14 protein-coding genes are annotated in these 24,855 nt (G+C 68.0%); 12 read left to right on the forward strand and 2 right to left on the reverse strand.

Going from position 1 to position 24,855, the window contains the following annotated elements; genetic code table 11:
• The first annotated feature begins 5 nt into the window (after window positions 1-5).
• From F3J44_RS22050 to F3J44_RS22070, 5 genes are all read left to right on the forward strand, one after another.
• Window positions 6-6,629, forward strand: a complete 6,624-nt coding sequence (locus F3J44_RS22050; RefSeq protein WP_167276064.1) for a beta-ketoacyl synthase N-terminal-like domain-containing protein — start codon at window positions 6-8, stop codon at window positions 6,627-6,629.
• Complete coding sequence (locus F3J44_RS22055; RefSeq protein ID WP_167276067.1) at window positions 6,626-7,753, forward strand: Gfo/Idh/MocA family oxidoreductase; 1,128 nt, start codon at window positions 6,626-6,628, stop codon at window positions 7,751-7,753. Before F3J44_RS22050 ends, F3J44_RS22055 begins: the two co-directional genes overlap by 4 nt.
• Window positions 7,750-9,414 (forward strand): alpha/beta fold hydrolase, encoded by a 1,665-nt coding sequence (locus tag F3J44_RS22060; RefSeq protein ID WP_167276071.1) that lies wholly within the window; start codon window positions 7,750-7,752, stop codon window positions 9,412-9,414. The genes F3J44_RS22055 and F3J44_RS22060 overlap by 4 nt, the downstream gene beginning before the upstream one ends.
• Window positions 9,404-9,799, forward strand: coding sequence for a hypothetical protein (locus F3J44_RS22065; protein WP_167276074.1), 396 nt, complete (start codon window positions 9,404-9,406; stop codon window positions 9,797-9,799). The genes F3J44_RS22060 and F3J44_RS22065 overlap by 11 nt, the downstream gene beginning before the upstream one ends.
• A 363-nt stretch (window positions 9,800-10,162) precedes the next feature.
• The gene (locus F3J44_RS22070) at window positions 10,163-10,948 is read left to right on the forward strand and encodes a helix-turn-helix domain-containing protein (RefSeq protein ID WP_167276076.1); all 786 of its coding nucleotides are present in this window, start codon (window positions 10,163-10,165) and stop codon (window positions 10,946-10,948) included.
• Between the two features lie 58 nt (window positions 10,949-11,006).
• Here F3J44_RS22070 and F3J44_RS22075 read toward each other — a convergent pair whose 3' ends face one another.
• Both F3J44_RS22075 and F3J44_RS22080 read right to left on the reverse strand, forming a co-directional pair.
• A complete protein-coding gene (locus tag F3J44_RS22075) occupies window positions 11,007-12,497 on the reverse strand; it encodes a class I adenylate-forming enzyme family protein (protein WP_167276079.1) in 1,491 nt (496 codons plus the stop codon).
• 2 nt (window positions 12,498-12,499) lie between these two features.
• The gene (locus tag F3J44_RS22080; protein WP_167276082.1) at window positions 12,500-13,522 is read right to left on the reverse strand and encodes an alcohol dehydrogenase catalytic domain-containing protein; all 1,023 of its coding nucleotides are present in this window, start codon (window positions 13,520-13,522) and stop codon (window positions 12,500-12,502) included.
• A gap of 147 nt (window positions 13,523-13,669) precedes the next feature.
• Between F3J44_RS22080 and F3J44_RS22085 the strand changes: the two genes are divergently transcribed.
• The 7 genes from F3J44_RS22085 to F3J44_RS22115 all read left to right on the forward strand — a co-directional run bounded on the left by F3J44_RS22085 (window position 13,670) and on the right by F3J44_RS22115 (window position 24,840).
• Window positions 13,670-14,371: an enoyl-CoA hydratase/isomerase family protein gene (locus tag F3J44_RS22085; RefSeq protein WP_167276084.1), complete on the forward strand. Its 702-nt coding sequence runs from the start codon at window positions 13,670-13,672 to the stop codon at window positions 14,369-14,371.
• Window positions 14,372-14,467: 96 nt separating this feature from the next.
• Window positions 14,468-16,975, forward strand: a complete 2,508-nt coding sequence (locus F3J44_RS22090) for a TonB-dependent siderophore receptor (RefSeq protein WP_167276087.1) — start codon at window positions 14,468-14,470, stop codon at window positions 16,973-16,975.
• A gap of 6 nt (window positions 16,976-16,981) precedes the next feature.
• Complete coding sequence (locus F3J44_RS22095) at window positions 16,982-18,316, forward strand: MFS transporter (RefSeq protein ID WP_167276090.1); 1,335 nt, start codon at window positions 16,982-16,984, stop codon at window positions 18,314-18,316.
• A 21-nt stretch (window positions 18,317-18,337) separates the two neighbouring features.
• A complete protein-coding gene (locus F3J44_RS22100) occupies window positions 18,338-19,522 on the forward strand; it encodes an acyl-CoA dehydrogenase family protein (protein ID WP_167276092.1) in 1,185 nt (394 codons plus the stop codon).
• 15 nt (window positions 19,523-19,537) lie between these two features.
• The gene (locus F3J44_RS22105) at window positions 19,538-20,860 is read left to right on the forward strand and encodes an amidohydrolase (protein ID WP_167276095.1); all 1,323 of its coding nucleotides are present in this window, start codon (window positions 19,538-19,540) and stop codon (window positions 20,858-20,860) included.
• Between the two features lie 391 nt (window positions 20,861-21,251).
• Entirely contained in the window at window positions 21,252-23,741 is a 2,490-nt protein-coding gene (locus F3J44_RS22110; RefSeq protein ID WP_167276097.1) for a TonB-dependent siderophore receptor, read from the forward strand.
• A 28-nt stretch (window positions 23,742-23,769) separates the two neighbouring features.
• Window positions 23,770-24,840, forward strand: coding sequence for an alpha-hydroxy acid oxidase (locus tag F3J44_RS22115; protein WP_205300055.1), 1,071 nt, complete (start codon window positions 23,770-23,772; stop codon window positions 24,838-24,840).
• The last annotated feature ends 15 nt before the right edge of the window (window positions 24,841-24,855 follow it).

Below are 24,855 nucleotides of genomic sequence, written 5' to 3' on the forward strand. Positions count from 1 at the left end.
ACGCTATGAACCTGAGTGAACAGCTGGACCTGCAACAGCACTATGGCGACACCCTGCCCGTGGCCATCATCGCCGCCGGCTGCCGCATGCCGCGCGCGGTGGACATCTTCGACTACTGGCGCCGGCTGGCCGATGGCGAAGCGCTGATCGGCCGTTTCGAAGCCAGCGACCCGGCCCTGCGGGCGCGGCCCGACTACGTGGGCGCTGCCGCCGTGCTGGACGATGTGGAACGCTTCGACTGGTCGTTCTTCGGCTACTCGCAGCAAGAGGCGCAACTGATCGACCCACAGCAGCGGTTGTTCCTGATGTGCGCCTGGGAGGCGCTGGAAATGGCCGGCTACGGCCCCCAGGCACTGGCCGACGACCCGCGCCGGCCCTGCGTGGGCGTGCTCGGGGCGTGCAAGCTGTCGACCTACAGCGCCGCCCACTTCGACCGCGTGCAGGACATCGCCTCGCCACTGACCTTCGCCCGCCTGATGGGCAACGACAAGGACTACCTGGCCACCCGCGTGTCCTACAAGCTCGGCCTGCGCGGGCCCAGCCTGACCGTGCAAACCGCCTGCTCCAGCTCGCTGGTGGCCGTGCACCTGGCGTGCGAACAGCTGGCCAGCGGTGAATGCGACATGGTCCTGGCCGGGGGAGCCGGCATCGGCTTCCCGCAGCAGGCCGGCTACCTGCACCGGCCGGGCATGATCTTCTCCGCCGACGGCCTGTGCCGGCCGTTCGATGCCCAGGCAGACGGCACGGCCATCGGCAACGGCGTCGGTGTGGTGCTGCTCAAGCGCCTGGACGCCGCGCTGGCTGACGGCGACCCGATTCTGGCGGTGCTGCGCGGCTCGGCGGTAAACAACGACGGCGCCAGCAAGGCCGGCTATACCGCCCCTTCGCCGGAAGGCCAGGCACAGGTGATCGGCCAGGCCTTGCACCTGGCCGACGTGGCCCCGGCCAGCATCGGCCTGGTGGAGGCCCACGGCACCGCCACGCCGCTGGGCGACCCGATCGAAGTGCAGGCCCTGTGCCGCGCCTGGCAAGCCGGGCCGACCAGCCCGTGGTGCGCCCTGGGCTCGGTCAAGGGCAACCTTGGCCACCTGGACACCGCAGCAGGGGTCGCCAGCCTGCTCAAGGCCGCGCTGGCGCTGCACCATGGGCAGATTCCACCCAGCTTGAACTTCGACCAGCCCAACCCGGCCATCGACTTCGCCCACAGCCCGTTCTATGTGCCGCAGATGCTGCTGCCATGGCCGGCCGGCGACGGCCCACGACGGGCAGCGGTCAGCGCCTTCGCCATCGGCGGCACCAATTGCCATGCGATCCTGGAACAAGCCCCGGCGTTGGCCTTCGAGCCAATGCCAGGGCCTGCCCTGCTCTTGCTCAGTGCCCGCAGCGAGCAGGCCCTGGCCGAACTGGCACGGCGCCATGCGCAATGCCTGGAAGACAGTCAGGGCGACCTGCACGACTACGCCGCCACCAGCGTGCACCACCGCAGCCTGTACCCGCGGCGCCTGCTGCTGGTAGGCGAGAGCCGCCAGGCGCTGGTCGATGCCTTGCAAGATTTCGCCGACGGCCAGCTGGAGGCGTTCACCCAGCACGAAGCGGCGGCCATCGGCGTGTGGCAGCACGCCGCCGCCGACCCCGCACTGCTTGAACTGGCCCTGGCCGAGGCGCCGGCCTGGCAGCATCACGCCCTCGCCGCCCGGCGCCCCCGCCAGCGCGCACTGCTGCCCACCGCGCCATTCGAAGGCCAGCGCTGCTGGTACAACGCGCCCGTGGCCAGCCCAGCAGCCGCGCCAGTGCCAGCAGACGACTGGCAAGCCCTGAACGCCGCCGCCGCGCAGGCCGCCGAACAACAGGGCGCTGCGCTCGACTTGTCGGGCCTGGCGCTGGAGCAGCGCGGTGTCGATGCCCTGCACAGTGCCTATGTCGGCCAGGCCTTCGCCGCCCTGGGCGTGTGCACCGCGCCTGGGCAGTGGCTGGATGTCGACCAATGCCTGGCCCAGGCCGGAGCGGCGCCTGGCCTGCGCGGGCTGTTCGCACGCCTGCTGCGCGACCTGGCCGGCGCCGGGCTGCTGGACGCCCAAGGTGGCAGATACGCCAACCTGCGCCAAGCGCAATTGCCCGCCCCCGGGCCGTGGCTGTCGACCATGCGCGAGCTGGGCTATGAACAACTGGCCGTGCTGGTGGAGCGCACCGGGCCACGCCTGGCCGACATGCTCGCCGGGCGGGTCGACCCGGTCAGCGTGGTGTTCCCGGGTGCGGCCACCGACGATGTCGAGCACATGTACCAGGAGCAACCCTGGTCGCGCTACCTGAACCAGATTGCCGCCGCGGCGGTGCACGGCCTGGCTTGCCGTGGCCGGCCCCTGCGCATTCTGGAAGTGGGCGGCGGCACCGGCGGCACCACCCGCGACGTGCTGGCGCAGCTGCCCGAAGGCAGCTGCAGCGAATACTGGTTCACCGATGTCGGCCCGCTGTTCCTGGGCCGCGCCCGGCACAAGTTCGCAGCCGTGCCGGTCATGCGCTACCAGGCCTTCGACATGAACCAGCCAGCCGCCGAGCAGGGCCTGCCGACCGGCTTCGACCTGATCATCGCCGCCAACGTGCTGCACAATGCGCCGAACCTGCGCACCGTACTGGCTAACCTGGCCACCCGTCTGGCCCCCGGCGGCCACCTGCTGATGCGCGAAATCATCGAGCCGAAGAAACTCTTCGACTTCGTTTTCGGCCCGCTGGTGCCGCCGCTGGACCCGGCCGATGGCCGCCAGGGCGAGTTGTTCGCAAGCTTCACCCAGTGGCAGGCCGCCGCCACAGCGGCCGGTTTCCAGCGCTGCGACGGCTACCCCGGCACACAGTTGGCCAGCCATGCCCTGGGCGAGCAGATCATCCTCGCGCAATGGCCGCAACAGGCACAGGCCGCAGCACCGGAGCCGGTGATGCACAGCGTGGTGCAAACCTTGGAGCAGCCTTCGCCGGGCACGGTCCTGGGCTGGCTGGTGCGCACCGTGGGCAGGCCCGCCGACACCTGCCTGCAGGCCCTGCACTGGCACCTGGACCCGGCCTCGCTGCCGGCGCCCCTGCACCTGCGCCTGGAGCCCGACAGCCACCTGCTGCAGGTCAGCGCACGGCATGCCGAAGGCCAGTGGCAGCCGTTGCTCAGCGCCCGCCTGCAGCAACCGCGCAACCTGCGCCGCCAGGTCAGCCAGGCGCGCCTGGCACTGGCCGGCAGCGCCGATGACAGCCTGCTCGACCGCCTGCTGGCGCGCCTTGCCCTCGATGCCCAGGACCTGCACAGCCTGCACTGGCGCCAGGACCAGGCCGCGCCGGCCCAGGCGTGGTTGCAAACCGAACCGCAACAGGCCTGCGCGGCAGACGCCGATGGCCGGGTGTGGCTGGCCCTTGAACATGGCCCCCGGCGCTTCCCCGCGGCCGCGCAATGGCCCGACCAGGGCAGCCTGTACGCCTGGCACTGGCAGCCGCTCGAAACCCCACACGGCAGTACCGCCCGGCGCCTGCTGTGGTTGGGCGAACAGGCCGACCTGAACGGCTTCGCCCGCCACGGGGTGCAGGTGGACGTCAGCGCTTGCAGCGACCTCGGCAGCCTGCCATTGGCCGATTACGATGCCGTGTGCCTGGCTTCGGGCAGCTTGCCGGCGCTGCTGCAGCAACTGGCCGGGCTCGCCCAGCGCCCGGCCCTGGCGGTGCTGCGCCGCGACTGCTTCGTGGTCACCCCTGACGATACGGCCGAGAACTGGGCCGATGCCGGTGACGCCGGGCTGCTGGCGGTGGCCGTGCAAGAACTGGCGCCCCTGCACGCCTGCCTGCTCGACAGCGATACCCCGGTGGCGGCCGAGACGCTGCTCGGCCTGTTGGCCGCGTCGCAACCTGCCGACCTGCGGGTGTTGGCATTGCGCGCAGGCCAGTTGTACCAACGGCAGCTGCAGGCGGTGCCGCTGCCCGCCACGCCGATGCGCCCAGAGGGCCGCCATGTGCTGATCGGCGGCCTGTGCGAACTGGGGCTGGCGGTGGCGGCGTGGCTGGCCGACCAAGGCGCCGACGACTTGGTGATCCTGGCCCGCCGTGCCCCCGCTGCCGACGAGCAGCGCCGCCTCGACCGCCTGCGCGCCCGGGGCGTGCAGGTGGAGATCGACAGCCAGGCCGATGTGCTCGACACCCAGGCCTTCGACGCGGCCCTGCAGCGCCTGGCCCGTGGCCCGAAACTGGGCTGGGTGGTACACCTGGCCGGGGTGCTGCACGATGCGCCGCTGCGCCAGTACGACGCGGCGCACTGGGCCCGCTGCCTGGACAGCAAACTGCTGCCAGCCCTGGCCCTGGACCGCCACCAGGCGCAACTGGCCCCGGCCCTGACCCTGTACTTCAGCTCCGCCGCCAGCGTCCTCGGCCCCCAGGGCCAGGGCGCCCATGCCTGGGCCAACGCCCGCCTGGAGGCACTGGCCAGCCAGCGCAATGCCCGCGGCCACGACACCCTGGCCCTGGCCTGGGGCCTGTGGGGCGAAATCGGCCAGCCGCAACGCGCACCGCTGGTGGCGCAGCTGGCCGAGCGCGGCATGCTCGGCCTGAGTACCGCACAGGGCCTGGCGCTGCTTGGCGCAGCCACCGGCAGTGCCAACGCCATGCTGATGCCGGCACGGCTGGACTGGGCCCGTATCACCCAGGCCTCGGCCACCGCCCGGCGCTTTGCCGGCCTGTCGCGTGAAACCCCCGCGCAGCCTTCACCCGCGCCAGCCCAAGCCAGCGCGGCACCCGCCAGCCCGGCCCTGCCCGAGCGCCTGCGGCAGTTGATCGCCAGCATCGCCGGCTGCGCCCCGGAAGCCATCGCCGCCGACACCCGTCTCATCCAGTTGGGCCTAGACTCGCTGTTGTTGCTCGACCTGGCCGAGCGTATCGAGCAGCAGTTCGGCGTGCGCCTGGGCGCGCAGGCGCTCTACGAAGCCGACACCCTGCAAGCGCTGTGCGCGCAACTGGGTGACGCGGCAGCGCCTGCCAGCACGGTGGCCGACGACCTGCGCGCACGCCTGGCCGCGTTGCTGCAATGCCCGGCCAGCGATATCCAGGCGCACACGCCCCTGGCCCAGTTGGGCCTGGATTCGCTGTTGCTGCTGGAGCTGTGCGAAACCCTCAAGCGCGACCTGGGCGTGCTGCTGTCGGCCCAGGAAGCCTTCGAGTTCACCACCTTCGAGCGCTTTGCCAACGGCCTGGAGCGGCGCCTGAAGCCTACCGCCGAAGCCGCGCCGGCCTCGGCATGGGCACCGCTGCGCCAAGGCCTGGAGCAGTTGCAGGCACGCGGCGGGCAGTGGCTGGCGGCCAATGGCGATGCGCTGGCGCAAGCCGATGACGACGCACCACTCACCGGCCTCAGGGCCCGCCGCCAGGCACTGGATGACCTGCCAGCGCTGCTGTACGTGGAATACGACAAGCCCGCCAGCTTCGACCTCGGCGCGTTCGAACAAGCCTGGAACCGCTTGCTGGCGCGCCACCCGATGACACGTGCGCACCTCGACCGCCATGGCCGCCTGCGCCTGGCCCCGGACGATGCGCGCCTGGTGATCGCCCTGGACGACTGGCGCGACCGCCCGGCCAGCGAACGCGACCTGGCCCTGGCCACACGGCGCGCCCAATGGTCGCGCGAACCCGCCGCCGTCAGTGGCCTGCCGCTGCAATGGCACGCCAGCCGCCTGGACCACGGCACACTGCGCCTGCACCTGCGCATGGACACCGCGCTGATCGACATCGAAAGCGTGCGGGTGATCCTGCGTGAAACCTACCTGTGGTTGAGCGAGCCGCAGCGGACGTTGCCCACCCTGCACTTCAGCGCCCGCGACTACTTTACCTGCGAGCAGGCCCTGACCGACACCGACGCCTGCACCGGGCAGCTGCTTGCCTACCGCCAGGGCACTGCCAGTTGCCCACCGCCGCTGGCGCTAGCCGCCAGCGGGGCGGGCCCGGCCAGCTACCGCATCTGGCGCGCCGCGCTGCCGCGTGAGCGCTGGTTGGCGCTCAAGCAGCGCGGCCTGCAGGCGAACCTCCCGGCCAGTGCCGTGCTCGCCGCCGTGTACGCCGCCGCGCTGCTGCCCCTGGGCCAAGGGCAGGCCTTCGCCCTGCGCCTGGACTACCCCGACCGCAAGCCGCTGCACGCCGAGGTGATGAACCTGGTGCTCGATGCCAGCGACTTGGCCCTGCTGCCCTGCGACCCGGCACGGCCAAGCTTCGCCGCGCTGGCCCGGGACTGCGCAAGCGCCCTGGAACAGCGCCTGGCGGCCTGCCTGGTCACCCCGGCCCAGGTGCTCGATGCCCATGGCCTGGCGGCCTTGCCAACGGTGGCGGTGACCAGCCTGCTGGGCGTGCGCACCACCTACGCGATTGCCGAAACCAGCGACCCGCTGCTGGGCATGCCCAGCTATGAGGTTGCCTCGCAACCGGGCACCTGGCTGCACCTGCAGGTGCTGGAGGAGGAAAGCGCCCTGCTGTACAACCTCGACCTGCGCCGCGACCGGCTCGATGAGGCCGTGGGCGAGGCCGTGATGGGCCGCTTCGAGCAACTGCTGGCGCGCCTGGTCGATGACCCGGCAAGCTGGGACGCGCCGCTGGCCAGCCTGGCCGGAGGTGCAGCATGAGCGCCCCGGTGAAGGTACTGGTGTGCGGCACCCGCTTCGGTGAGCACTACCTGGCCGCCCTGGCCGGCGGCACCTTGCCGGGCTATCGCCTGGCCGGCATCCTGGCCCGTGGCAGCCAGCGCTCGCGGGCGCTGGCCGAGCGCCTGGGGGTGGTGTTGTACCAAAGCGTGGAACAACTGCCGGCGGACATCCAGGTAGCCTGCGTGGTGGTGCGCAGCGCCATTGTCGGCGGCGACGGCTCGAACATTGCCCGCGCCCTGCTCGAACGGGGTATCCATGTGCTCCAGGAGCACCCGGCGCACCCCACCGACATCGCCCGCCTGCAGGCTGTGGGCCACGCCCATGGCTGCCGTTACCAGGTGTGCACCTTCTACCCGCACCTGCCGGCCGGGCGGCGGCTGATCGGCTATGCCCGGGCCAGTGCCGAGCGGCGTGCCCCGGCGTTCGTCGAGATCACCACCAGCCTGCAACTGCTGTACTCCAGCCTGGACCTGGTGCAACGCGCATTGGGCGGCCCGGCGGCCAGCTTCAGCTGCAGCGCGGCGCCGCTGGCGGAGGGCCCGCCCATGCCGTTTCGTGCCTTGCAGGGGCGCTTCGGCACGGTGCCCTTCGCCCTGCACCTGCAGGACTGGCTCGACCCGCACGACCCCGACCACCACAGCCTGGTGATGCACCGTATCGCCATCGGCGGCCCGGAGGGCCATGTGACCTTGGTCAACAGCTATGGCCCGGTGGTGTGGAGCCACCCGATCTATGCCCCGGACTACCAGCGTGACGACGCCGCAGCCTCCTACCTGCTGGCCCCCGAGGCCCATGCCGATTGCCGTTTCAACCGCCAGCCCACGGCGGTCACCTTCGGCCCTGGCGACGGCCCGAGCCTGGCCCAGGCCGTGCACAACGACTTCCCCCAGGCCATCGGCGCGGCGCTGGACGAGCTGTTGGACCCCACCGCCGCCGTGCATCAACCCGCCTGGTGGCAGGCCCATGGCCAGGCCTGGCTGGGCATCATGCGCGCCGTGGGCCAGCCCCGCGAGGTGCACTGCGCGCCACCACCGGTGCCCTGGCCAGACCCACTTCAGTATGCCCAGATACAGCATGCCCAGGCCCAGGAGAGCCATCGATGAACAGCGCCGTTGCCCTGCAGGACCCGTCGCTGCAACGCAACCGCCAGGCTTACGCCGGGCTGGCCGAATTGCTGGAGGCCGCTGGCCTTGCCGAGCATGCCCTGTACCTTAACTGGGGCTACCGGCCCGTCGCGGGGCTGGCCGACCAGGCTGCACGCCAGGTCGCAGCCGGCGAGCCCGGCGCCGACCAGGCGCGGCTGGTGCTGGAAGTGCTGGGGCAGTTGCCGGTGGACGGCTGCCAGGTGCTCGATGTCGGCTGCGGCCGTGGCGGTGCGCTGGCGCTGATGGCCCAGCACTACCGGCCACGCACGCTCACTGGCATCGACCTGTCGGCGGCCAACATCGCCTACTGCCGCAACCGCCATCGGCACGCCCGCCTGCGCCTGCAGATCGCCGATGCCTGCCAGCTGCCGGTGCCAGGCAACAGCGTCGATCTACTGCTGAACCTTGAGTCATCCGGCGCCTACAGCGACTTGCCAGCGTTCTTCGGCCATGCCTGGCGGGTGCTGCGCGAGGGCGGCCATTTCTGCTACGCCGATGTGTTCGATGCCGCGAGCCTGGCGCCCATTCGCAGCGCGTTGGCCCAGTGCGGCTTCGAACTGCTCAGCGAGCGCTCGGTGGCCGCCCAGGTGGTGGCGGCCCGCCAGGCGGCGCCGCCACAGGTCGCCCTGCGCCTGCGCCAGGTGCTGACCGAGCATGACAACCCTGAACTGCGCGCCGAGCTTGAGCGCTTTCTCGCCGAGCCCGGCTCCAGCCTGTTCCAGGCGCTGACCGATGGCCGCGCCGACTACCGTGTGCTGCACCTGCGCAAACGCGCCCAGGCCGGTGCGGTCGATGCTACGGTGGCACGCGCCCTGGCCGGGCGCTCGGCGCGCCTGGATGCTGCGTTCGGTGGCAGCGCATCCAGCCCGTGGCTGCCGTTCGGGCAACCGGACCGCAGCCAGGGCCACCCGGTGTTCGCCCTGCCCTATGCGGGCGGTGGTGCGTCGGTGTACCGCCACTGGCAGCTTGAGAACAGCGCCTGGCGCATTCACCCGGTGCAACTGCCGGGGCGCGAGGGGCGCATTGCCGAGCCGGGCATCGACGACATGGCCACGCTGGTACAGCAGTTGGTCGAGCTGATCGAACCTTGGGCCGACCAGCCCTGGGCCTTGCTGGGCTGCAGCCTGGGCTGCAAGGTGGCCTTCGAGGTGGCCCGTGCGCTGAGTGCCCGTGGCCGGCCGCCGCGGCTGCTGTTCCTGATGGCTTGCCCGGCGCCGAGCCTGCCGCTGCTGCGCAAGGTGTCAAGCTATGACGAGGCGCAGTTCGCTGCCGAAGTGCGGCACCTGGGCGGCACCCCCGAAGCGGTGCTGGCCGACGAACAGATGATGCGCACCCTGGCCCCGATCCTGCGCAACGACAGTGCCCTGGCCGAAGGCTACTGCGCCGACGCCGCCGCCCAGGTGCACAACCCACTGGTGATGGTTGCCGCCAGCGACGACCACCTGGTTCCCCTGGAGGCTGCGCGGCTGTGGCGCCGCCACGCCGGTGCGGGCTTTGACTGGCGGCAGGTCGACGGTGGCCATTTCTTCCTGCGCGAACGCCGCGCCGAGCTGCTTGGCTGGCTGGGCGAGGCGCTGCAGCATTCCCTCAACACGAACGAGATCGAACATGAACGTTGAAGATTTTCAGGTCCACGATATCCGTACCTTCCCCCTGTGCCTGATCGAGCCGGAGGCGGTGGTGCCAGGCTACAGCCAACAATGGGCGCGGGAGCTCGATGCCCTGATGGCCCGGGGCGAGGCGTTCGTGCTGATCTACCGCGAGCCCGGTGACGACGAGCCACACGAGGACCGCAAGTTGCGGACCCAGTGGTTGAAGCAGCACAAGGTGGCGTTTGCCGGGTTGTGCCGCGGCATCATCAGCGTGCTGGAAGATGCTGCACGGCGGGCGCACTTCGACGAGATGGGGCAGATGGGTGAGCAGGTCTTCGGTATTCGTTACCGCACGGCGGCGACGGTGGCGGAAGGCGAGGCGTTGGGTTGGAGGCTGCTGCAGGCCGAGTAGGCGCTCGCGAGGGCTGGGTTATCCCTCATGGAACAAATCGCAACTATCTGATTTAACGGAGAATCCTGTAGGAGCGGGCTTGACCCGCGAAGCAAGCACCGCGGTGCATGGCACCGGCTGCGCCGGTGTTCGCGGGGCAAGCCCGCTCCTACAAAGGATGGTGGCGCGCCTACGTGCAATGCTTTCTGCGCGACAGCGCAGTCCACTGCGCTGGGTAATCTCCTAGCAGGCCCACTCATGCTATTTACCTGGGCAGCGGGCTTGCCCGGGCCGTTACGCGATAATCGCCACCTACCGCCTTCACCTGATCGTGGATCGCGGCTAACCTTGACGACCGCCTGTTGCCCTGTTCTGGAAACCACTGTGACGAAGGAAATTTCTGCCCCTCAACCCGCAGCCATTGGCAAGGACAATGCCGGCGGCCGCGTTCAGGTCATCGACCGCTCGATCGTCCTGCTGCGCACCCTGGCCAACCTCAAGCACGGCGCCAGTGCCCTGGACCTGGCCCGGCAGACCGGCATCGAGCGCTCCACCATCCACCGCCTGCTCAAGACCCTCACCTACTGGGGGCTGATCGAGTCCCGCGGCGCCACCTACCATATCGGCCCGGAAAGCCTCATCTACTCGGCGGCCTACTTGAATCGCCTGAACCTGCGCCGCCTGGCCCTGCCCTACGCCATCGAGCTGCAGCGGGTGATCGGCGAACGCCCGGCGATCGTCTCGTTGTCGGTGCCGGTGGGCGACCAGGTGGTACTGATCGAGCGAATGTGGACGCCTTCCACGCCACTGAGCGTCATCGTCGAGCTGGCCGACCAGTTTCCCATCGAAGGCAGCCCCAGTGGCCGGGCGGTGCTGGCGACCTACAGCGAGGCCATGGCCATCGGGGTGCTGGGGGAAGCCCGCTATGCCAAGGCGCTGGCCGGCTTGCAACTGATCCGTAGCGAGCAGGATTTCGCCTTCGGCCATGGCGAGTTCAAGCCGGGCTTGTCGTCGGTGGCGTTTCCGATCCGGGTGGCCGGTGGGCAGGCACTTGGGGCCGTGGTCGTGGCAGGGCTGGACATGGAAGATCAAACCCACCCAGGGTCGGCATTGGCGGCACACGTGCGGCGGGCATGCGAAGGCATCGCGGCGCAACTGGGGAATATCTGACGGCTCCGGGCCCGCTCACGGGTAAACCTGCGAGAAGGCCCAGCCGATCGCCAAGCGCTCAGCAAGCCGCTGTGGCCAACACCGCCATCAGCCGATTGCGCTGCACCTTGCCATAGTGCGACCGCGGCAGTTCGTCGAGAAAATACACGTGCTTGGGCACCTTGTGGCGCGACAGCAACGCTCGGCAATGGGCCTGCAAGCCCTCAGCCGTTACCTGCGCGCCGGGCTCCAGCACCACCACGGCGCACACCTGCTCGCCCCATTCCAGGTCTGGCATGCCGAGCACATGGGCTTCGCGCACGGCACCATGGCTGGCGAGCGCCTGCTCGACTTCGCCCGGCTGCACCGACTTGCCACCGCTGCGGATGATGTCCTTGCAGCGCCCCCGCACTTCCAGCAAGCCGTCGGGGCGCACCTGCCCCAGGTCACCCGTGCGCAACCAGCCGTCGCACAGCACCGTGGCCGTCAACTCGGGTTGCTGCCAGTAACCGGCCATCAACTGCGGCCCGGCCAGCAGGATTTCGCCAATGCCCTGCTCATCGGCGCGGTCGATTTTCACGGCCACCGCGAACAGCGAACGCCCGACCACGCCTTCGGCGCTTTCACCGTCAGCGCGCAGCGCCGCCATCTGCGCGGCGGGCAGGTAGCAGCTCCAAGGCGCCTCGGTCATGCCGTAGAGCACCGCAATGCGCCCGCTGAACAGGCTGAACGAGCCCTCCAGCACGTCGCCGGTCAAGGCCGCCGCGCCAATGTCCAGGCTCTTGAACGCCGGCAGCTCAACCGGCGCACTGCCGCACTCGCGCAGCAAGCGCAGCAGTTGGGTGGGCACTAGCGAGCTGTACGCCACCCGGTACTGGCGCAGCGAATAGACAAACTGCCGGCTGTCGAAGCGCCCGCCCAGCACCACCTCGCCCCCCGACAGCAAGTGCGCCAGCACCGCCACCGCCGCGATCGGCCAAAGCGGCCGCACGTTCAGCAGCACATCCCCCGGCAACGCAGCGCGCGCCATCACGATATTCTGCAGCACACCGCACAGGCTCGCGTGCCGGTGCATCACGGCCTTGGGCGCACCGGTGGTGCCGCCGGTGTAGTTCAGCGAAGCCAGCGCCTGCGCAGGTTGTGCGGGCCGGGCAGGCAGCGCCGAGGGGGCGACGCGGGTCAATGACGCCAGGGGATGGCAGTGCACCCCCTGCGCCTGCAACTGCCCGGCAAGAGCTTGGTAGGCCGGCGAAAACAACAACAGCACAGCCCCGGCATCCTGCCATTGCGCCAGCAATTCGCCGAGGGACAACGCCGGGTCCAGCGGCACGCGAACCCGCCCACAGGCCATGCAGCCGTAGTCGGCGATCAGGTAGTCGACACTGGCATCGGCCAGCAGCGCCACCCGTGCACCCGGCTCCACCCCCAGCCCATCCAGTGCCTGGCCGAACGCCGTCAACGCCTGGTCCAGCTGTGCGAACGTCAGGCGGCGCCCGCTGGCCGGCTCGTGCAGCGCGGGCGCAGCGGGCCATTTGCTGGCAGCCTGGCCCAACAAGGTACTGATATCCATGCTCACCACCCGCTCAGAACGATGCGCCCATTGACCTGCCGCGACTCCAGCAAGGCATGGGCCTGGGCCGCCTGCGGGAACGGTAGCACCCGGTCGATCAGCGGCCGTACCTGCCCACCGCGAATCAGCGCCAACGCCGTGCGCAACTGCTCAAGGGTCGCACTGCCCGAGCCCTGCAACTTCAAGCGCCGGCCAATCAGCAGCCCCGGGTTGACCGGCACGCTGCCCGGCTCGACATTGCCCAGCACCACCACGCGCCCCCCCAGGCTCATGCTGCGCAGGGTGTCTTCCAACGTGTGGCCAAGGTTCTCCATCGCCACATCCACGCCACGCTTGGCGGTAAGGCGCCACACCTCGGCGCTGTAGCTCCCGGCAGCGACCACCACCTCATCGGCGCCCAGCCCGTGCAGGAACGCACGCTTGCCCTCGCTGCCGGTCACGGCAATCACCCGTGCCCCCAGCGCCCGCGCCAGCTGGATCTGGTGCGCGCCCAGGCCGCCACTGGCGCCGTTGATCAGCACCGTTTCCCCAGGCTGCAAGCCGCCTTCGCCATACAGCGCACGCACACTGGTCGCCACTGGGCAGGAGGCCAGTGCGGCCAAGGTGTAGTCGAGCCCTTCGGGCAGCTCGACGGCCGCTATTGCCGGAATACGCAGGTACTCGGCATAGGCCCCCTCGGTGTCGACCGAGGGCAGGCCCAGCGCCCGGCACAGGTCCTGGCGCCCGCGCAGGCAGTCCCGGCATTGGCCGCAGAAGCGCCGCTGGTAGACCACCACCGGCGTACCGACGCAGAACCGCGTCACGCCGGCACCCACTTCAACCACGTCCCCGGCCACTTCATGCCCCAGCACCACGCCGGTGTGGGCACCTGGCAACTGCCCGGCGCGGTGCAACAGGTCGTGATGACAAACCCCGGCCGCACGTACCCGTACCAGCACCTCACCTGGCCCGGCATGCGGCGTCGGCACCTCCTCCAGTTGCAGTTGCTCCGGCCCACCAAAGGCTTTCAGTACTATCGCTTTCATTTTTTATAACCATTTAGGAGGAACACAAAACATGTTCGTATAACAAACATGTTGTTTGCATTATGAACATCCTTTAAGTTTTCCCCACTTCCACGCCGAGCTGCAAGAGGCAAAGCGTGTTTCTTTCACAGGCAGCGAAAAACACCGATGACAGTTCAATACCAACCCCTGGGCGATGGCGTGGTGCAGATCACCTTGAACCGCCCCGAGCGCCTGAACGCCCTGGATGGCGAGGCCAAACGCCAGCTGGCCGAGGCCTGGGCGCGAGCCGCCGCAGACCACCAGGCCCGCGCCGTGGTACTGCGCGGCGCCGGTGACAAGGCCTTCTGCGCCGGTTCCGACCTCAAGGAAATCCAGGCGACCGGCGAGGCCGTTGCCAGCGCCCTGCTGGCACGCGCCCTGCCCGATGTCGGCATCGACTTGAACAAGCCGGTAGTCGCCGCCTTGCACGGCCATACCCTGGGCCTGGGCATCAGCCTGGCGATCCACTGCGACTTTCGCATCGCCCGCCCAGACACCCGTTTCAGCTTTCCCGAGGTGCGCCACGGCATGCTCTCAGGGTTCAGCGCAATCACCCTGCCCAGCCTGATTGGCGAAGCCCGGGCGCTGGACATCATGCTCAGCGCCCGCAGTTTCGATGCCGAAGAAGCCCTGGCCCTGGGCCTGGTCAACCGCATCGCCGACGACCCGCACAGCGCAGCCATCGAACTGGCCGCGCAACTGGCGGCCCATTCGAGCAAGGCCATGCAATGGAGCAAGACCCTGCTGCTGGCCGACCGCAAACGCCGCCTGCAGCACCATATGGCCCTGGTCGACCAGGCCCGACAGGACGTCATGCTGTACCGATAACCACAACGACAAGCCCAACACCCAAACGCCACGCCAGTACTGTCAGGAACACCCACCACCAGGAATGGAAGCGGCCCCCGATTTCGGAGCCTCACCATGTCTCGCCCCAACCTTTTCCAGCCCAGGCTCAACCTGCTTACCGCAGGCATCCTTGGCCTGTGCGCCGCGCCCCTGGCCAGCGCCGCCGACACCGGCAACACCGATGCGGCCCTGCAGACGGTCGTGGTCACCGGCGCCCGTGACAGTGGCCGCACCGTGGCCAAGAGCCTGGCGCCCATCGATGTGATCAGCGCCGACGACCTGGCCCGCTCGGGCAAGCAGAACCTTCGCGACGCCCTGGCCGCCAGCGTGCCCTCCTACACCAATGCTGCCGGCTTTACCGGCGGCACCGGGCTTTCGGTGAAGTCCGCGACCTTGCGCGGCCTGGGCGGCAACCACGTGCTGGTGTTGGTGAACGGCAAGCGCCGGCACAACACCTCGCTGATCTTCGTGCAGACGGCGGCCAGCTCCAGCGGCCAGTCGCCGGCCGACCTCGACCTGATCCCGGTCAGCGCGGTGGACCACATCGAAGTCCTGCGTGACGGCGCGGCAGCCCAGTACGGCTCCGACGCCATCGCCGGGGTGATCAACATCATCCTCAAGCACAACGACAGCGGCGGCAGCGCCAGCGCCTTGTATGGCCAGTATGAAAATCGCGTCGGCGGCAAGGGCAACTTCGGCGCCCGCGGCCAGGGCCAGATCAACCAGGGCTTTGCCCTGCCCAACGATGGCTTCTTCAGCCTCAGTGCCGACATCGGCATCCAGGAAAGCTCCAACGTGGCAGGCGCGGTGCCGGCTCGCACCAGCATCTACTTCCCGGTCAACGGCGCCGCCGACCCCCGCGAAAACGGTGAAAGCCGCTATCGCCAGCAGCTTGGCCAACCGCGTTCGCAGACCTACAACTTCGGCTACAACGCCGAGCTGCCGCTGAACGAGCAACTGAGCCTGTATTCCTTCTCGACCCTCAGCCACCGCAACTCCACCAGTTGGGGCACCTACCGCACCGCCAACTCGCCGCAGAATATCGTTTCGGTGTACCCAGACGGTTTCTCGCCGCGTTTCGTGGTAGAGGAGGACGACTTCCAGACCGTGGTGGGCCTGCGCAACGACGATGTACTGGGCTGGAAGCTGGATGTGAGCACCAGCTATGGCTACAACGACGCCAATACCCGCAACGAGAAGTCGCTCAACCCGTCCCTGGGCCCGGACAGCCCGCGCGACATGGACGGTGGGCACCTGATCGCCAGCCAGTGGACCAACAACCTCGACCTCACCCGCGCCTTCGATACCGGCCTGTTCGCCAAGCCGCTGAACGTTTCCACCGGCCTTGAGTTTCGCCGCGACGGCTTCGAGATCGAGGCCGGCGAATACGCCTCCTATGCCGACGGTGGCTATGTATTCCCCACTGGCCACCCGCTCGCCGGGCAACGCCCGAACCCTGGCGCGCCGGGCCTGGTGGGCTTCACGCCAGCGGATGCGCACAACTATTCGCGCACCAACACCGCCGGCTACATCGACCTCAGCCAAAGCCTCACCGAGCAATGGGACGTGAGCCTGGCCGGGCGCTTCGAGCACTACAGCGACTTCGGCGACACCGGCAGCGGCAAGTTCTCCACGCGCTATGCCATCACCCCGCAGTTTGCCGTGCGCGGCACCGTAAGCAATGGCTTCCGCGCCCCCTCGCTGCAACAGCAATACTATTCCTCGTCCCTGACCGCCTGGCGCACCAGCCCGCTGACCGGGGTGCTGGAGCAGGCCACCACCCGCTACGTGACGGTGGACGATGCCGCTGGCCAAGCCCTCGGTGCCAAGCAGCTCAAGCCTGAAAAGTCGATGAACTACAGCCTCGGCTTCGTTGCAACGCCCAGCGAAAACCTCAACGTCACCGTCGACCTGTACCAGATCGACATCAAGGACCGCATCCTGCAGACCAGCAACCTGCAAGGCACTGCCGTGTCCAACATTCTGGCCGCCAACGGCCTGGACCCGAACCAGATCGTCTCTTACTTCGGCAACCTGGCCGACACCCGTACCCGCGGCATCGACCTGGTCGCCGACTACCGCTACGACCTGGGCGAATACGGCAGGACCAAATGGACATTGCTGAGCAACCAGAGCCTGCAGACCATCGAGAAGATCAAGGAACCCGATGCCTTGGCCGGCACCGGTATCAGCGCCGTCGGCCGCGACCGCCAGGGCAACCTGACCACGGCCTACCCGAAGAACGTCACCTCGCTGACCGCCGCCTGGCAACTGGGCGATTTCGACCTCACCCTCAAGGGCACCCGCTACTCCAAGGTCACCGGGCGCAACCAGGTTTCCGCCAGCCGCGACGAGGAAATTCGCCCGGCATTCATCACCGACCTGAGCCTGGGTTACTGGCTGAGCGATTCGGTGAAAGTCACCGTCGGCGGGGAAAACATCTTCGACCGCCGGCCACAGCAGCTCAACGCCGAAGCCAAGCGCTACTACTTCTTCCCCACCGACGACCCGACCTACAGCTGGTACTCGCCGTATGGCCTGGAAGGCGCGTACTTCTTCGGCAAGATCGACGTGAGCTGGTAACCCGCGATGAGCAGCCTGACCGCACCCACCGCCGCCCTTGCGCCGCCAAGCCCCGCGTTCGACCCGCCGCTGTACCGCAAGCTGGCGTGGCGGATCATGCCGTTCCTGTTCCTGTGCTTCGTGCTCAACTGGCTGGACCGGGTGAACATCAGCTTCGCCCACCTGCAGTTCAAGGCTGACCTGAACATCAGCGATGCCACGTTCGGCATCATCGTCGGGGTGTTCTCCATCGGCTACCTGCTGTTCGAGATTCCCAGCAACCTGTTGCTGGAGAAGTTCGGCGCGAAGAAGACCATGACCCGCATCATGATCCTCTGGGGGCTGGTGACCATCGCCACCGCCTTCGCCCAGACGCCCGCGCAGTTCTATGTGTTGCGGGTACTGCTGGGCGCCGCCGAGGCCGGTTTCTTCCCGGGGGTGATCCTCTACCTGACCTACTGGTTCCCGGCCGCTTACCGGGCGCGCATCACCTCGCGCTTCATCATGGCCATCGCTGTGTGCGGCATCGTCGGTGGGCCATTGTCGACCTGGATCATGGGCCACTTCGGCGGTGTTGGCGGGTTCAGCGGCTGGCAATGGCTGTTCGTGCTCACCGGTATCCCGCCGGTGCTGGCCGGCCTGTTCGCCTGGTACTGGCTGGACGACAAGCCGGCCAAGGCCAACTGGCTGAGCGACGCAGAAAAACAGGCCATCGCCCAGGCCCTGGCGGCCGAACGGGCCAACCGCAAGCCCGGTGGCCACCAGCGCTTCGTAGAAGCACTGAAGGACGGCAAGGTCTGGTTCATCACCTTGGCCTACTGCCTGACCATCATGTGCACCGGCAACGTCACCAACATCTGGGCGCCGTCGATCATCCGCGATGCCGGGGTCAGCAGCCTCGGCCAGCTCGGCCTGTTCTCCGCCCTGCCCTATGTGGTCGGGGTCGGGGCCATGCTCTGGGCCTGCCGCCATTCCGACCTGCACCAGGAGCGCCGTTGGCATTTTGCCCTGGGCGGGCTGACGGCGGCGCTGGCCATGGTCCTGCTACCGAAGCTGATCGCCGGGCCCTGGTCGGCCATCGCCCTGCTGACCCTGATGACCAGCGGCTACCTGGTGGCCACGGCGGTGTTCTGGACCATACCCACCTACTACCTGTCCGACCGCGCCCGGGCCGCCGGCCTGGCGCTGGTCAACTGCTGCGGGCAAATCAGCAGCCTGCTGACGCCGATCATGATCGGCAGCATCAAGACCAACACGGGCGATATCAGCCTGGCCCTGTACATCGTCGCCGGCCTGGTCGCCAGCGGCACCCTGATCCTACTGCTCGGCGTTCCGCGCCAGGCCTTGCGCGATGCACCCTGATCCCTTTTTCGAGACATGCCCATGACCGATTACCTGGCACTGGCCAATGAACTGGCCAACCACATTCAACCTGGCGCCGCCGAACGCGATGCCCGGCGCATCCTGCCCCACGCGCAACTGGACCTGATTCGCCAATCCGGCCTCGGTGCCGCCCGTGTCCCCGTCGAACTGGGCGGCGGCGATGTCAGCCAGCTCGACGTGGCGCGGATCTTCATCACCCTGGCCAAGGCCGACCCGAGCGTGGCCCAGGCGCTGTTCCCGCACTTCGCCACGGTGGAGCACCTGCGCCTGATTGCCGACGAGCAGCAACAGCGCCGTTACCTGGGCGCCTTCGCCGAACGCCAGCTGTCCTCGGGGGCCATTGCCGAGCGCAGCGGCACGTTCCGTGGCGAGATCCATACCCGCCTTGAGCGCGACGGCGACCGCCTGGTGCTCAACGGCAGCAAGTTCTACAGCACCGGTTGCCTGTTCGCCGACCTGCTCAAGGTGCAGGCGGTGGACGAGGCCGGCAATGCGCTGTACGTCATGCTGCCCGCCAATACCCCGGGCATCACCCTGCTGGACGACTGGGACGGCATGGGCCAGCGGGTCACGGCCAGCGGCACCACCTTGCTGGAGAACGTACCGGTGCAGCCCGAGCAGGTGATCCCCCTCGCCCAGTGGTACCAGCGGCGCAACTACATCGGCGCCAGCGCGCAGTTGATCCACTGCGCCATCGATATCGGCATCGGCCTGGCGGCACTGGACGATGCGGTGCAGTGGTCGCGCACGGGGGCGCGGCCGGTGCGCGAAAGCGGCGTCGACCAGGCGCGCCACGACCCGTACATCCTGCATACCGTGGGCGACCTGGCGGCGGCCATCCATGGCGCCGAGGCGCTGGTGGAAAAGGCCGCGCTAAGCGTCGACCTGGCCGCCCGCACCCAGTTGCAGGGCACCCTCGACGGCGAAGCACTGGATGCCCTGCTCGCCCGCTCCTCCATCGCCGTGGCCGAAGCCAAGATTGCCTCGACCCGCGCCGCGTTGCATGTCTGCGAGCGGCTCTACGAAGTCGGCGGCGCGGCCACCACCCAGTCGCGCTACAACTTCGACCGCCACTGGCGCAACGCCCGCACCCACACCACCCACGATGCAGTGGCCTACAAGTACAAGGCCATCGGCGATTACCTGGTGAACGGCACCTACCCGCCGATCGCCTTCACTTACTGACCAAGGGGCGCCTGCATGATGCCGATGCGCTTTACCGGGCTTGCCCTGCTGCTGTTATCCACCACGATTGCCGCCCAAGGGTGGGACGACCTGGACGCGCGGATTGCCAAGGCAATGCCCGGCGTCATCGAGATTCGCCAGCAGATCCACCAGCACCCGGAGCTGGGCAACCGCGAAGTGCACACCGCCGCGCTGATCGCCAAGCGCCTGGGTGAGCTGGGGCTGCAGGTGCAGACCGGCATCGCCCACACCGGCGTGGTGGGGATTCTGCACGGCGGCAAACCCGGCCCGGTGGTGGCGATTCGTGCCGAACTGGATGCCCTGCCGCTGACCGAACAGACCGGCCTGCCCTACGCCTCCCGCGTGCGTAGCGTGGACCAGAGCGGCGACTTTCGTACCCGTGGCAAGGAGGTCGGGGTGATGCACGCTTGCGGCCATGACGCACACATGGCCATGGCCCTGGGGGTTGCTGAAGTGCTGGCGGCCCGGCGCGAGGAATTGCCAGGGACCTTGAAGCTGATCTTCCAGCCTGCCGAGGAGGGCCCGCCGTTGGGCGAGGCCGGCGGTGCCCGGCTGATGATCGAGCAAGGCGTGCTGGAAAACCCGAAGCCGGCGGTGATCTTTGGCTTGCATGTCACCGCGGGTACCGCCGGCAGCCTGACCCTGAGCCGCACGCGCACCACGGCGGCGGCAGACACCTTCGTCGCCCGCATCATGGGCCGCCAGACCCACGCCGCCTTCCCCTGGACCGGCATCGACCCGGTGCCGGTGGCCGCCCAGACGATTCTGGCCTGGCAAACCATTCCCAGCCGCCAATCGAACCTGAGCCTGTTGCCGGCGCCGGTGATTTCCGTGGGGCGTATCGAAGCCGGTGACCGGCACAACATCATCCCCGCCGAAGTGCGCCTGGAAGGTTCGATCCGTACCGTCAGCGACGAGCAGCGCGAGGATGTGCTGCAACGCATGCGCCGCACCGCCGAGAAGATTGCCGAAGCCTCTGGCGCCAGTGCCACGGTGGAGTACCTGCCGGGCAATTACCGCGCCGGGTACAACGACACGGCACTGGTAGAGCGAATGCTGCCGGTGCTGGAGCAGGTGTCCACGCAACCGGTGAAGGTGGACAGTGGAACCTATGGGGCAGACGACTTCGCCGAGTACGCACGGCAGGTGCCGGGGCTGTTCATGCGCATGGGCGTGACCCCGGCGCAACTGGCGGACAAGCCGGTATGGCCAACCCATTCGCCGGGCTTCCAGGTGGATGACCACGCCTTGTCGGTGGGCATTGCGGCGCTTAGCCGGATGACCCTGAGCTACATGCAGGCGCCGCTCTCTGATTGAACGGATATTCCTGTAGGAGCGGGCTTGACCCGCGAAGCGAGCACCGCGGTGGATGGCACCGGCTTCGCCGGTGTTCGCGGGGCAAGCCCGCTCCTACAGAGAGATCGCGACCTGATTACAGCCAACGAGAGCATGCACAGCCCTGGTAGGAGCGAGCGCAGCTCGCGATGCGGTCGCACAGGCAGATGCCGGCCTGGCCCCTAATAATCCAAATAACGCATATTTTAATATCAACTAAATGCCAAAAACTAATAATTAGCTTAGAACAAAAAAGCCTTTTACAGCCAAAAAATATAAGATTAGGTTCTTACCCAAGCCACCTCATCACGCTGAGGCGCCCACGCGGTCGCCCGATCGCCCCGCCCTCCAATCCCGTGATGAGCACTTCAAGATGCAGCCTTCCCAACAGCCACGCCCCCCGTTTGCCCTGCGCTCAGGCTTGACCACCCTGCTCGCCTGCCTGGCGCTGCCGCCATTGGCCGCCCAGGCCGCCGAGCCGGAAGAAACGCGCCTGGACACCGTTTCAGTAATTTCCACCGGCCTGCGTGGCCAGCAGCGCACCGTGGCCGACAGCCCCACGCCAATCGACATCATCAACAGCGAACAACTGCTCAAGACCGGCCGTGCGGAACTCTCCGAAGCCATCTCCAAATTGCTGCCCTCGTTCAACTTCGGCACCAACATCGCCGGGGTCAACTCCCAGGTGCGGCCATTGAGCAACCGCGGCCTGGGCCCGGCCTACACGCTGGTGCTGGTCGACGGCAAACGCCGCCATAACGGCGCCGCCCCGGCCAACGGCAACATCGACACCAGTGGCGCCAACGCGGTGGACATCGACATGATCCCGGTCAGCGCCGTCGACCATATCGAGGTGCTGAAGGACAGCGCCGCCGCACAGTACGGCTCGGACGCCGTCGCCGGGGTGATCAACATCATCCTCAAGCGCACGGCCTCCGGCGGCCATGTGGAAACCAGCTACGGCCAGCTGTTCTCAGGCCAAGGGGAAACCATCAAGACCGCTGCCGACCATGGCTTCACCCTGGGCGATGGGGGCTTCCTGCACCTGTCGGCCGATGCCCGCAAGCGCGGCACCGCCACCTGGGTGGGGAAATCGCCAGACAGCGTCCGGGCGTTTTTCGAGAATGACCGCCAGGCTGCCTGGGACCATGTCAGCACCCGCAACGGCGACCCGGACCTCAAGGCGTTCAACCTGGCCTACAACGCGGAGTTACCGCTGGCCGACGATTTCAAGCTGTATTCCTACGCCACCTACGGCGAACGCAAGACCGAGTCGAACAACCAGCTGCGTGCGGCCAATGGCGCGGCGTCGGTTCCCGAGCTGTTTCCAGACGGCTACTACCCGTTGAACAACCTCAAGGACACCGACTACCAATTCCTGTTCGGCGGCAAGGGCACCGTAGCCAACTGGGACTGGGACCTCTCCACCACCTATGGCCGCGACAAGATCGAGCACGCCAGCGACCTGACCGCCAACCCCACCTATGGCCCGGACTCGCCCACCAAATGGGACGACCTGGCCACCCTGCAGTTCGAGCAGTGGGTCAATAACCTGGACATCACCCGCGCCTTCGATGGCCTGTTCGGCGTGGCGGTTCCCACCCAGGTGTCGCTTGGCCTGGAGCACCGCTGGGAACGCTTCAGGACCTTTGCCGGCAACGACCCGCGCGCCTACAACGTCGGCCCCTACACCTTCCCGGTGGGCAGCGCGCTGTACAACGCCAATGGGGCGCAACCGTCTACCGGCGCCCAGGGCGTGCTGGCCATCCGCCCGGAAGACGAGGCGGACCTCAAGCGCAACAACGTTGCAGCCTACCTGGACCTTGGGTTCGACCTGACGCCCAAGTGGTACGTGGGCCTTGCCGGGCGCGCCGAGCACTACGACGACATCAAGGAAAACACCTACAGCTTCAAGCTCAACTCGCGCTACGCCATCACCGACCAGGTGGCCGTGCGCGGCACACTGGGTTCAGGGTTCCGCGCGCCCTCGCTGACCCAGCTGGGCTACACCGTGTCCGACAACCGCACGGCAGCCGATGCCAACGGCAACGCGGTGCCGGCCCTGCGCTACACCGCAACGCCCGACAGCGCCCTGGCCCAGGCCCTCGGTGCCTCGGACCTGAAGCCGGAGAAAACCCGCAACGCCGGGCTTGGCATCACCTGGCAGCCCGCACCGCGCACCAGCTTTACCGCCGACGCCTACGTGATCGACATCGACGACCGTATTCTGCTCAGCGAAAACCTGTATGACCGCAGCAACGGCAACGGCGCCATCGGCGACATCCTCGAATCGGTGGGGGTGGCACGCAATACCTGGGTCAGCTACTACACCAACGCCTTCGACACCCGCACCCGCGGCATCGATTTGGTGGCGGACCACCGCAGCCAATACGGCGCCTGGGGCGATGTGCGCTGGAGCGCGGCGTTCAACTACAACAAGACCACGGTCGAGGGCAGCCGCGGCACGCCGGCTGCGCTGCAGAACGCCGGCGTAAGCGTGGTCGGCCATGCCGCCGAAGGCTTGCTGGTGGCCGCAACGCCGCGCAGCAAATGGATACTGGGGGCCAACTGGACGCTGGGCAACTTCGCCGCCAACCTGCAGACCACCCGTTATGGCAAGGTCGAAACCTGGCAGCAGAACGCCGCCAACGACCGCAGTTTCGGCGCCAAGTGGATCACCGACCTGGACCTGTCGTACGTGCTGTTCGACAGCCTGACGCTCAGCGTTGGCGGCACCAACATCTTCAATGTGCGCCCCGACAACAATGGCATCACCCAGGCAGCCTACAAGTACAACTACGGCACCCCGCCGTTCCACCCCGGTGGCGGCTTCTGGTACACCAAGCTGGCCTATGACTTCTAACCTGCTGCCTTGCCGTGGAAGCCTTCCAATGCAACGACCTTCCCCACCTTTCTTCAACCTGCTGGAGCTGGAAGCGCTGGCGGCGAAGGTGATCGCCCAGCCGGCCCTGGACTACATCGCCCGAGGCGCCGGCGATGAGCAAACCTTGCGCGAGAACCGTACCGCCTTCTCCCGGGCCTTCGTCGACCAGCGCATTCTCAGCGGCACGGTGGTGCAAAGCCTGGACACCCACATCCTCGGCAGCCAGGCCCGGGCGCCGATCATGGTCAGTGCCATGGCCGCCCACGGCCTGGTGCACGCCGACGCGGAATCTGCCACGGCGCGTGGCGCCGAGGCCTTTGGCACGCTGCTGGGCGTGAGTACGGTAGCCACCCAGAGCCTTGAGCAGATTGCCGCGGCCAGCCCAGGTGACAAGTGGTTCCAGTGTTACCTGACCCGCGACAGCGGCTTCAACCGCGAACTGCTGCAACGGGCCAAGGCGGCGGGCTACAAGGCGATTGTGCTGACGGCGGACGTCACCGTGGGGGGCAACCGGGAGCATGATCTGCGCAACAACCTGCGCTTGCCCACACCCGGCAACTTTCTCGACCCCCAGGGCCACCGCCTGCCGTTGGACCTGAGTTTTGACAGCAGCATCGGCCTTGCCAGCCTGGACTTCGTGCGCGAGCACAGTGGTGGGTTGCCGCTGGTGGTCAAGGGCGTGACCACGGCGGCGGATGCCCGAGCGCTGCTGCAGCATGGCGTGGAGGGCATTCAGGTGTCCAACCACGGTGGTCGCCAACTGGATGGCACGCCAGCGGCTTTCGATTCACTGCAGCGGGTAGCCGCCGAGGTGCGCGGCCGGGTGCCGCTGATTTTCGACAGCGGCATCCGCCGTGGCCTGGATGTGTTCAAGGCGATTGCCGCCGGCGCCGACCTGGTGGCGGTCGGGCGGCCGATCCTCTATGGCCTGGCGCTCGATGGCTGGCAAGGCGTGCGCGCGGTGCTCGAACAGCTCGAAACGGAACTGCGCGTGGTCATGCAACTGTCAGGTTGCGCCACGCTTGCGAACATCCGCGACACGCCCCTGTTGCACGGCCCACTGGCCGGCAACCGTTAGCGGATCTGCGTGCAG

Origin of the sequence: Pantoea sp. Tr-811, assembly GCF_011752535.1 — a bacterium.
GTDB lineage: Bacteria > Pseudomonadota > Gammaproteobacteria > Pseudomonadales > Pseudomonadaceae > Aquipseudomonas.

What these genes read in the sequence shown, in the direction of transcription:
- F3J44_RS22090 (WP_167276087.1), top strand. Translation starts at nt 14,468, where the DNA reads ATGTCTCGCCCCAACCTTTTCCAGCCCAGGCTCAACCTGCTTACCGCA.
- F3J44_RS22115 (WP_205300055.1), top strand. Translation starts at nt 23,770, where the DNA reads ATGCAACGACCTTCCCCACCTTTCTTCAACCTGCTGGAGCTGGAAGCG.
- F3J44_RS22055 (WP_167276067.1), top strand. Translation starts at nt 6,626, where the DNA reads ATGAGCGCCCCGGTGAAGGTACTGGTGTGCGGCACCCGCTTCGGTGAG.
- F3J44_RS22095 (WP_167276090.1), top strand. Translation starts at nt 16,982, where the DNA reads ATGAGCAGCCTGACCGCACCCACCGCCGCCCTTGCGCCGCCAAGCCCC.
- F3J44_RS22075 (WP_167276079.1), bottom strand. Translation starts at nt 12,497, where the DNA reads ATGGATATCAGTACCTTGTTGGGCCAGGCTGCCAGCAAATGGCCCGCT.
- F3J44_RS22065 (WP_167276074.1), top strand. Translation starts at nt 9,404, where the DNA reads ATGAACGTTGAAGATTTTCAGGTCCACGATATCCGTACCTTCCCCCTG.
- F3J44_RS22080 (WP_167276082.1), bottom strand. Translation starts at nt 13,522, where the DNA reads ATGAAAGCGATAGTACTGAAAGCCTTTGGTGGGCCGGAGCAACTGCAA.
- F3J44_RS22110 (WP_167276097.1), top strand. Translation starts at nt 21,252, where the DNA reads ATGCAGCCTTCCCAACAGCCACGCCCCCCGTTTGCCCTGCGCTCAGGC.
- F3J44_RS22050 (WP_167276064.1), top strand. Translation starts at nt 6, where the DNA reads ATGAACCTGAGTGAACAGCTGGACCTGCAACAGCACTATGGCGACACC.
- F3J44_RS22105 (WP_167276095.1), top strand. Translation starts at nt 19,538, where the DNA reads ATGATGCCGATGCGCTTTACCGGGCTTGCCCTGCTGCTGTTATCCACC.
- F3J44_RS22085 (WP_167276084.1), top strand. Translation starts at nt 13,670, where the DNA reads ATGACAGTTCAATACCAACCCCTGGGCGATGGCGTGGTGCAGATCACC.
- F3J44_RS22100 (WP_167276092.1), top strand. Translation starts at nt 18,338, where the DNA reads ATGACCGATTACCTGGCACTGGCCAATGAACTGGCCAACCACATTCAA.
- F3J44_RS22060 (WP_167276071.1), top strand. Translation starts at nt 7,750, where the DNA reads ATGAACAGCGCCGTTGCCCTGCAGGACCCGTCGCTGCAACGCAACCGC.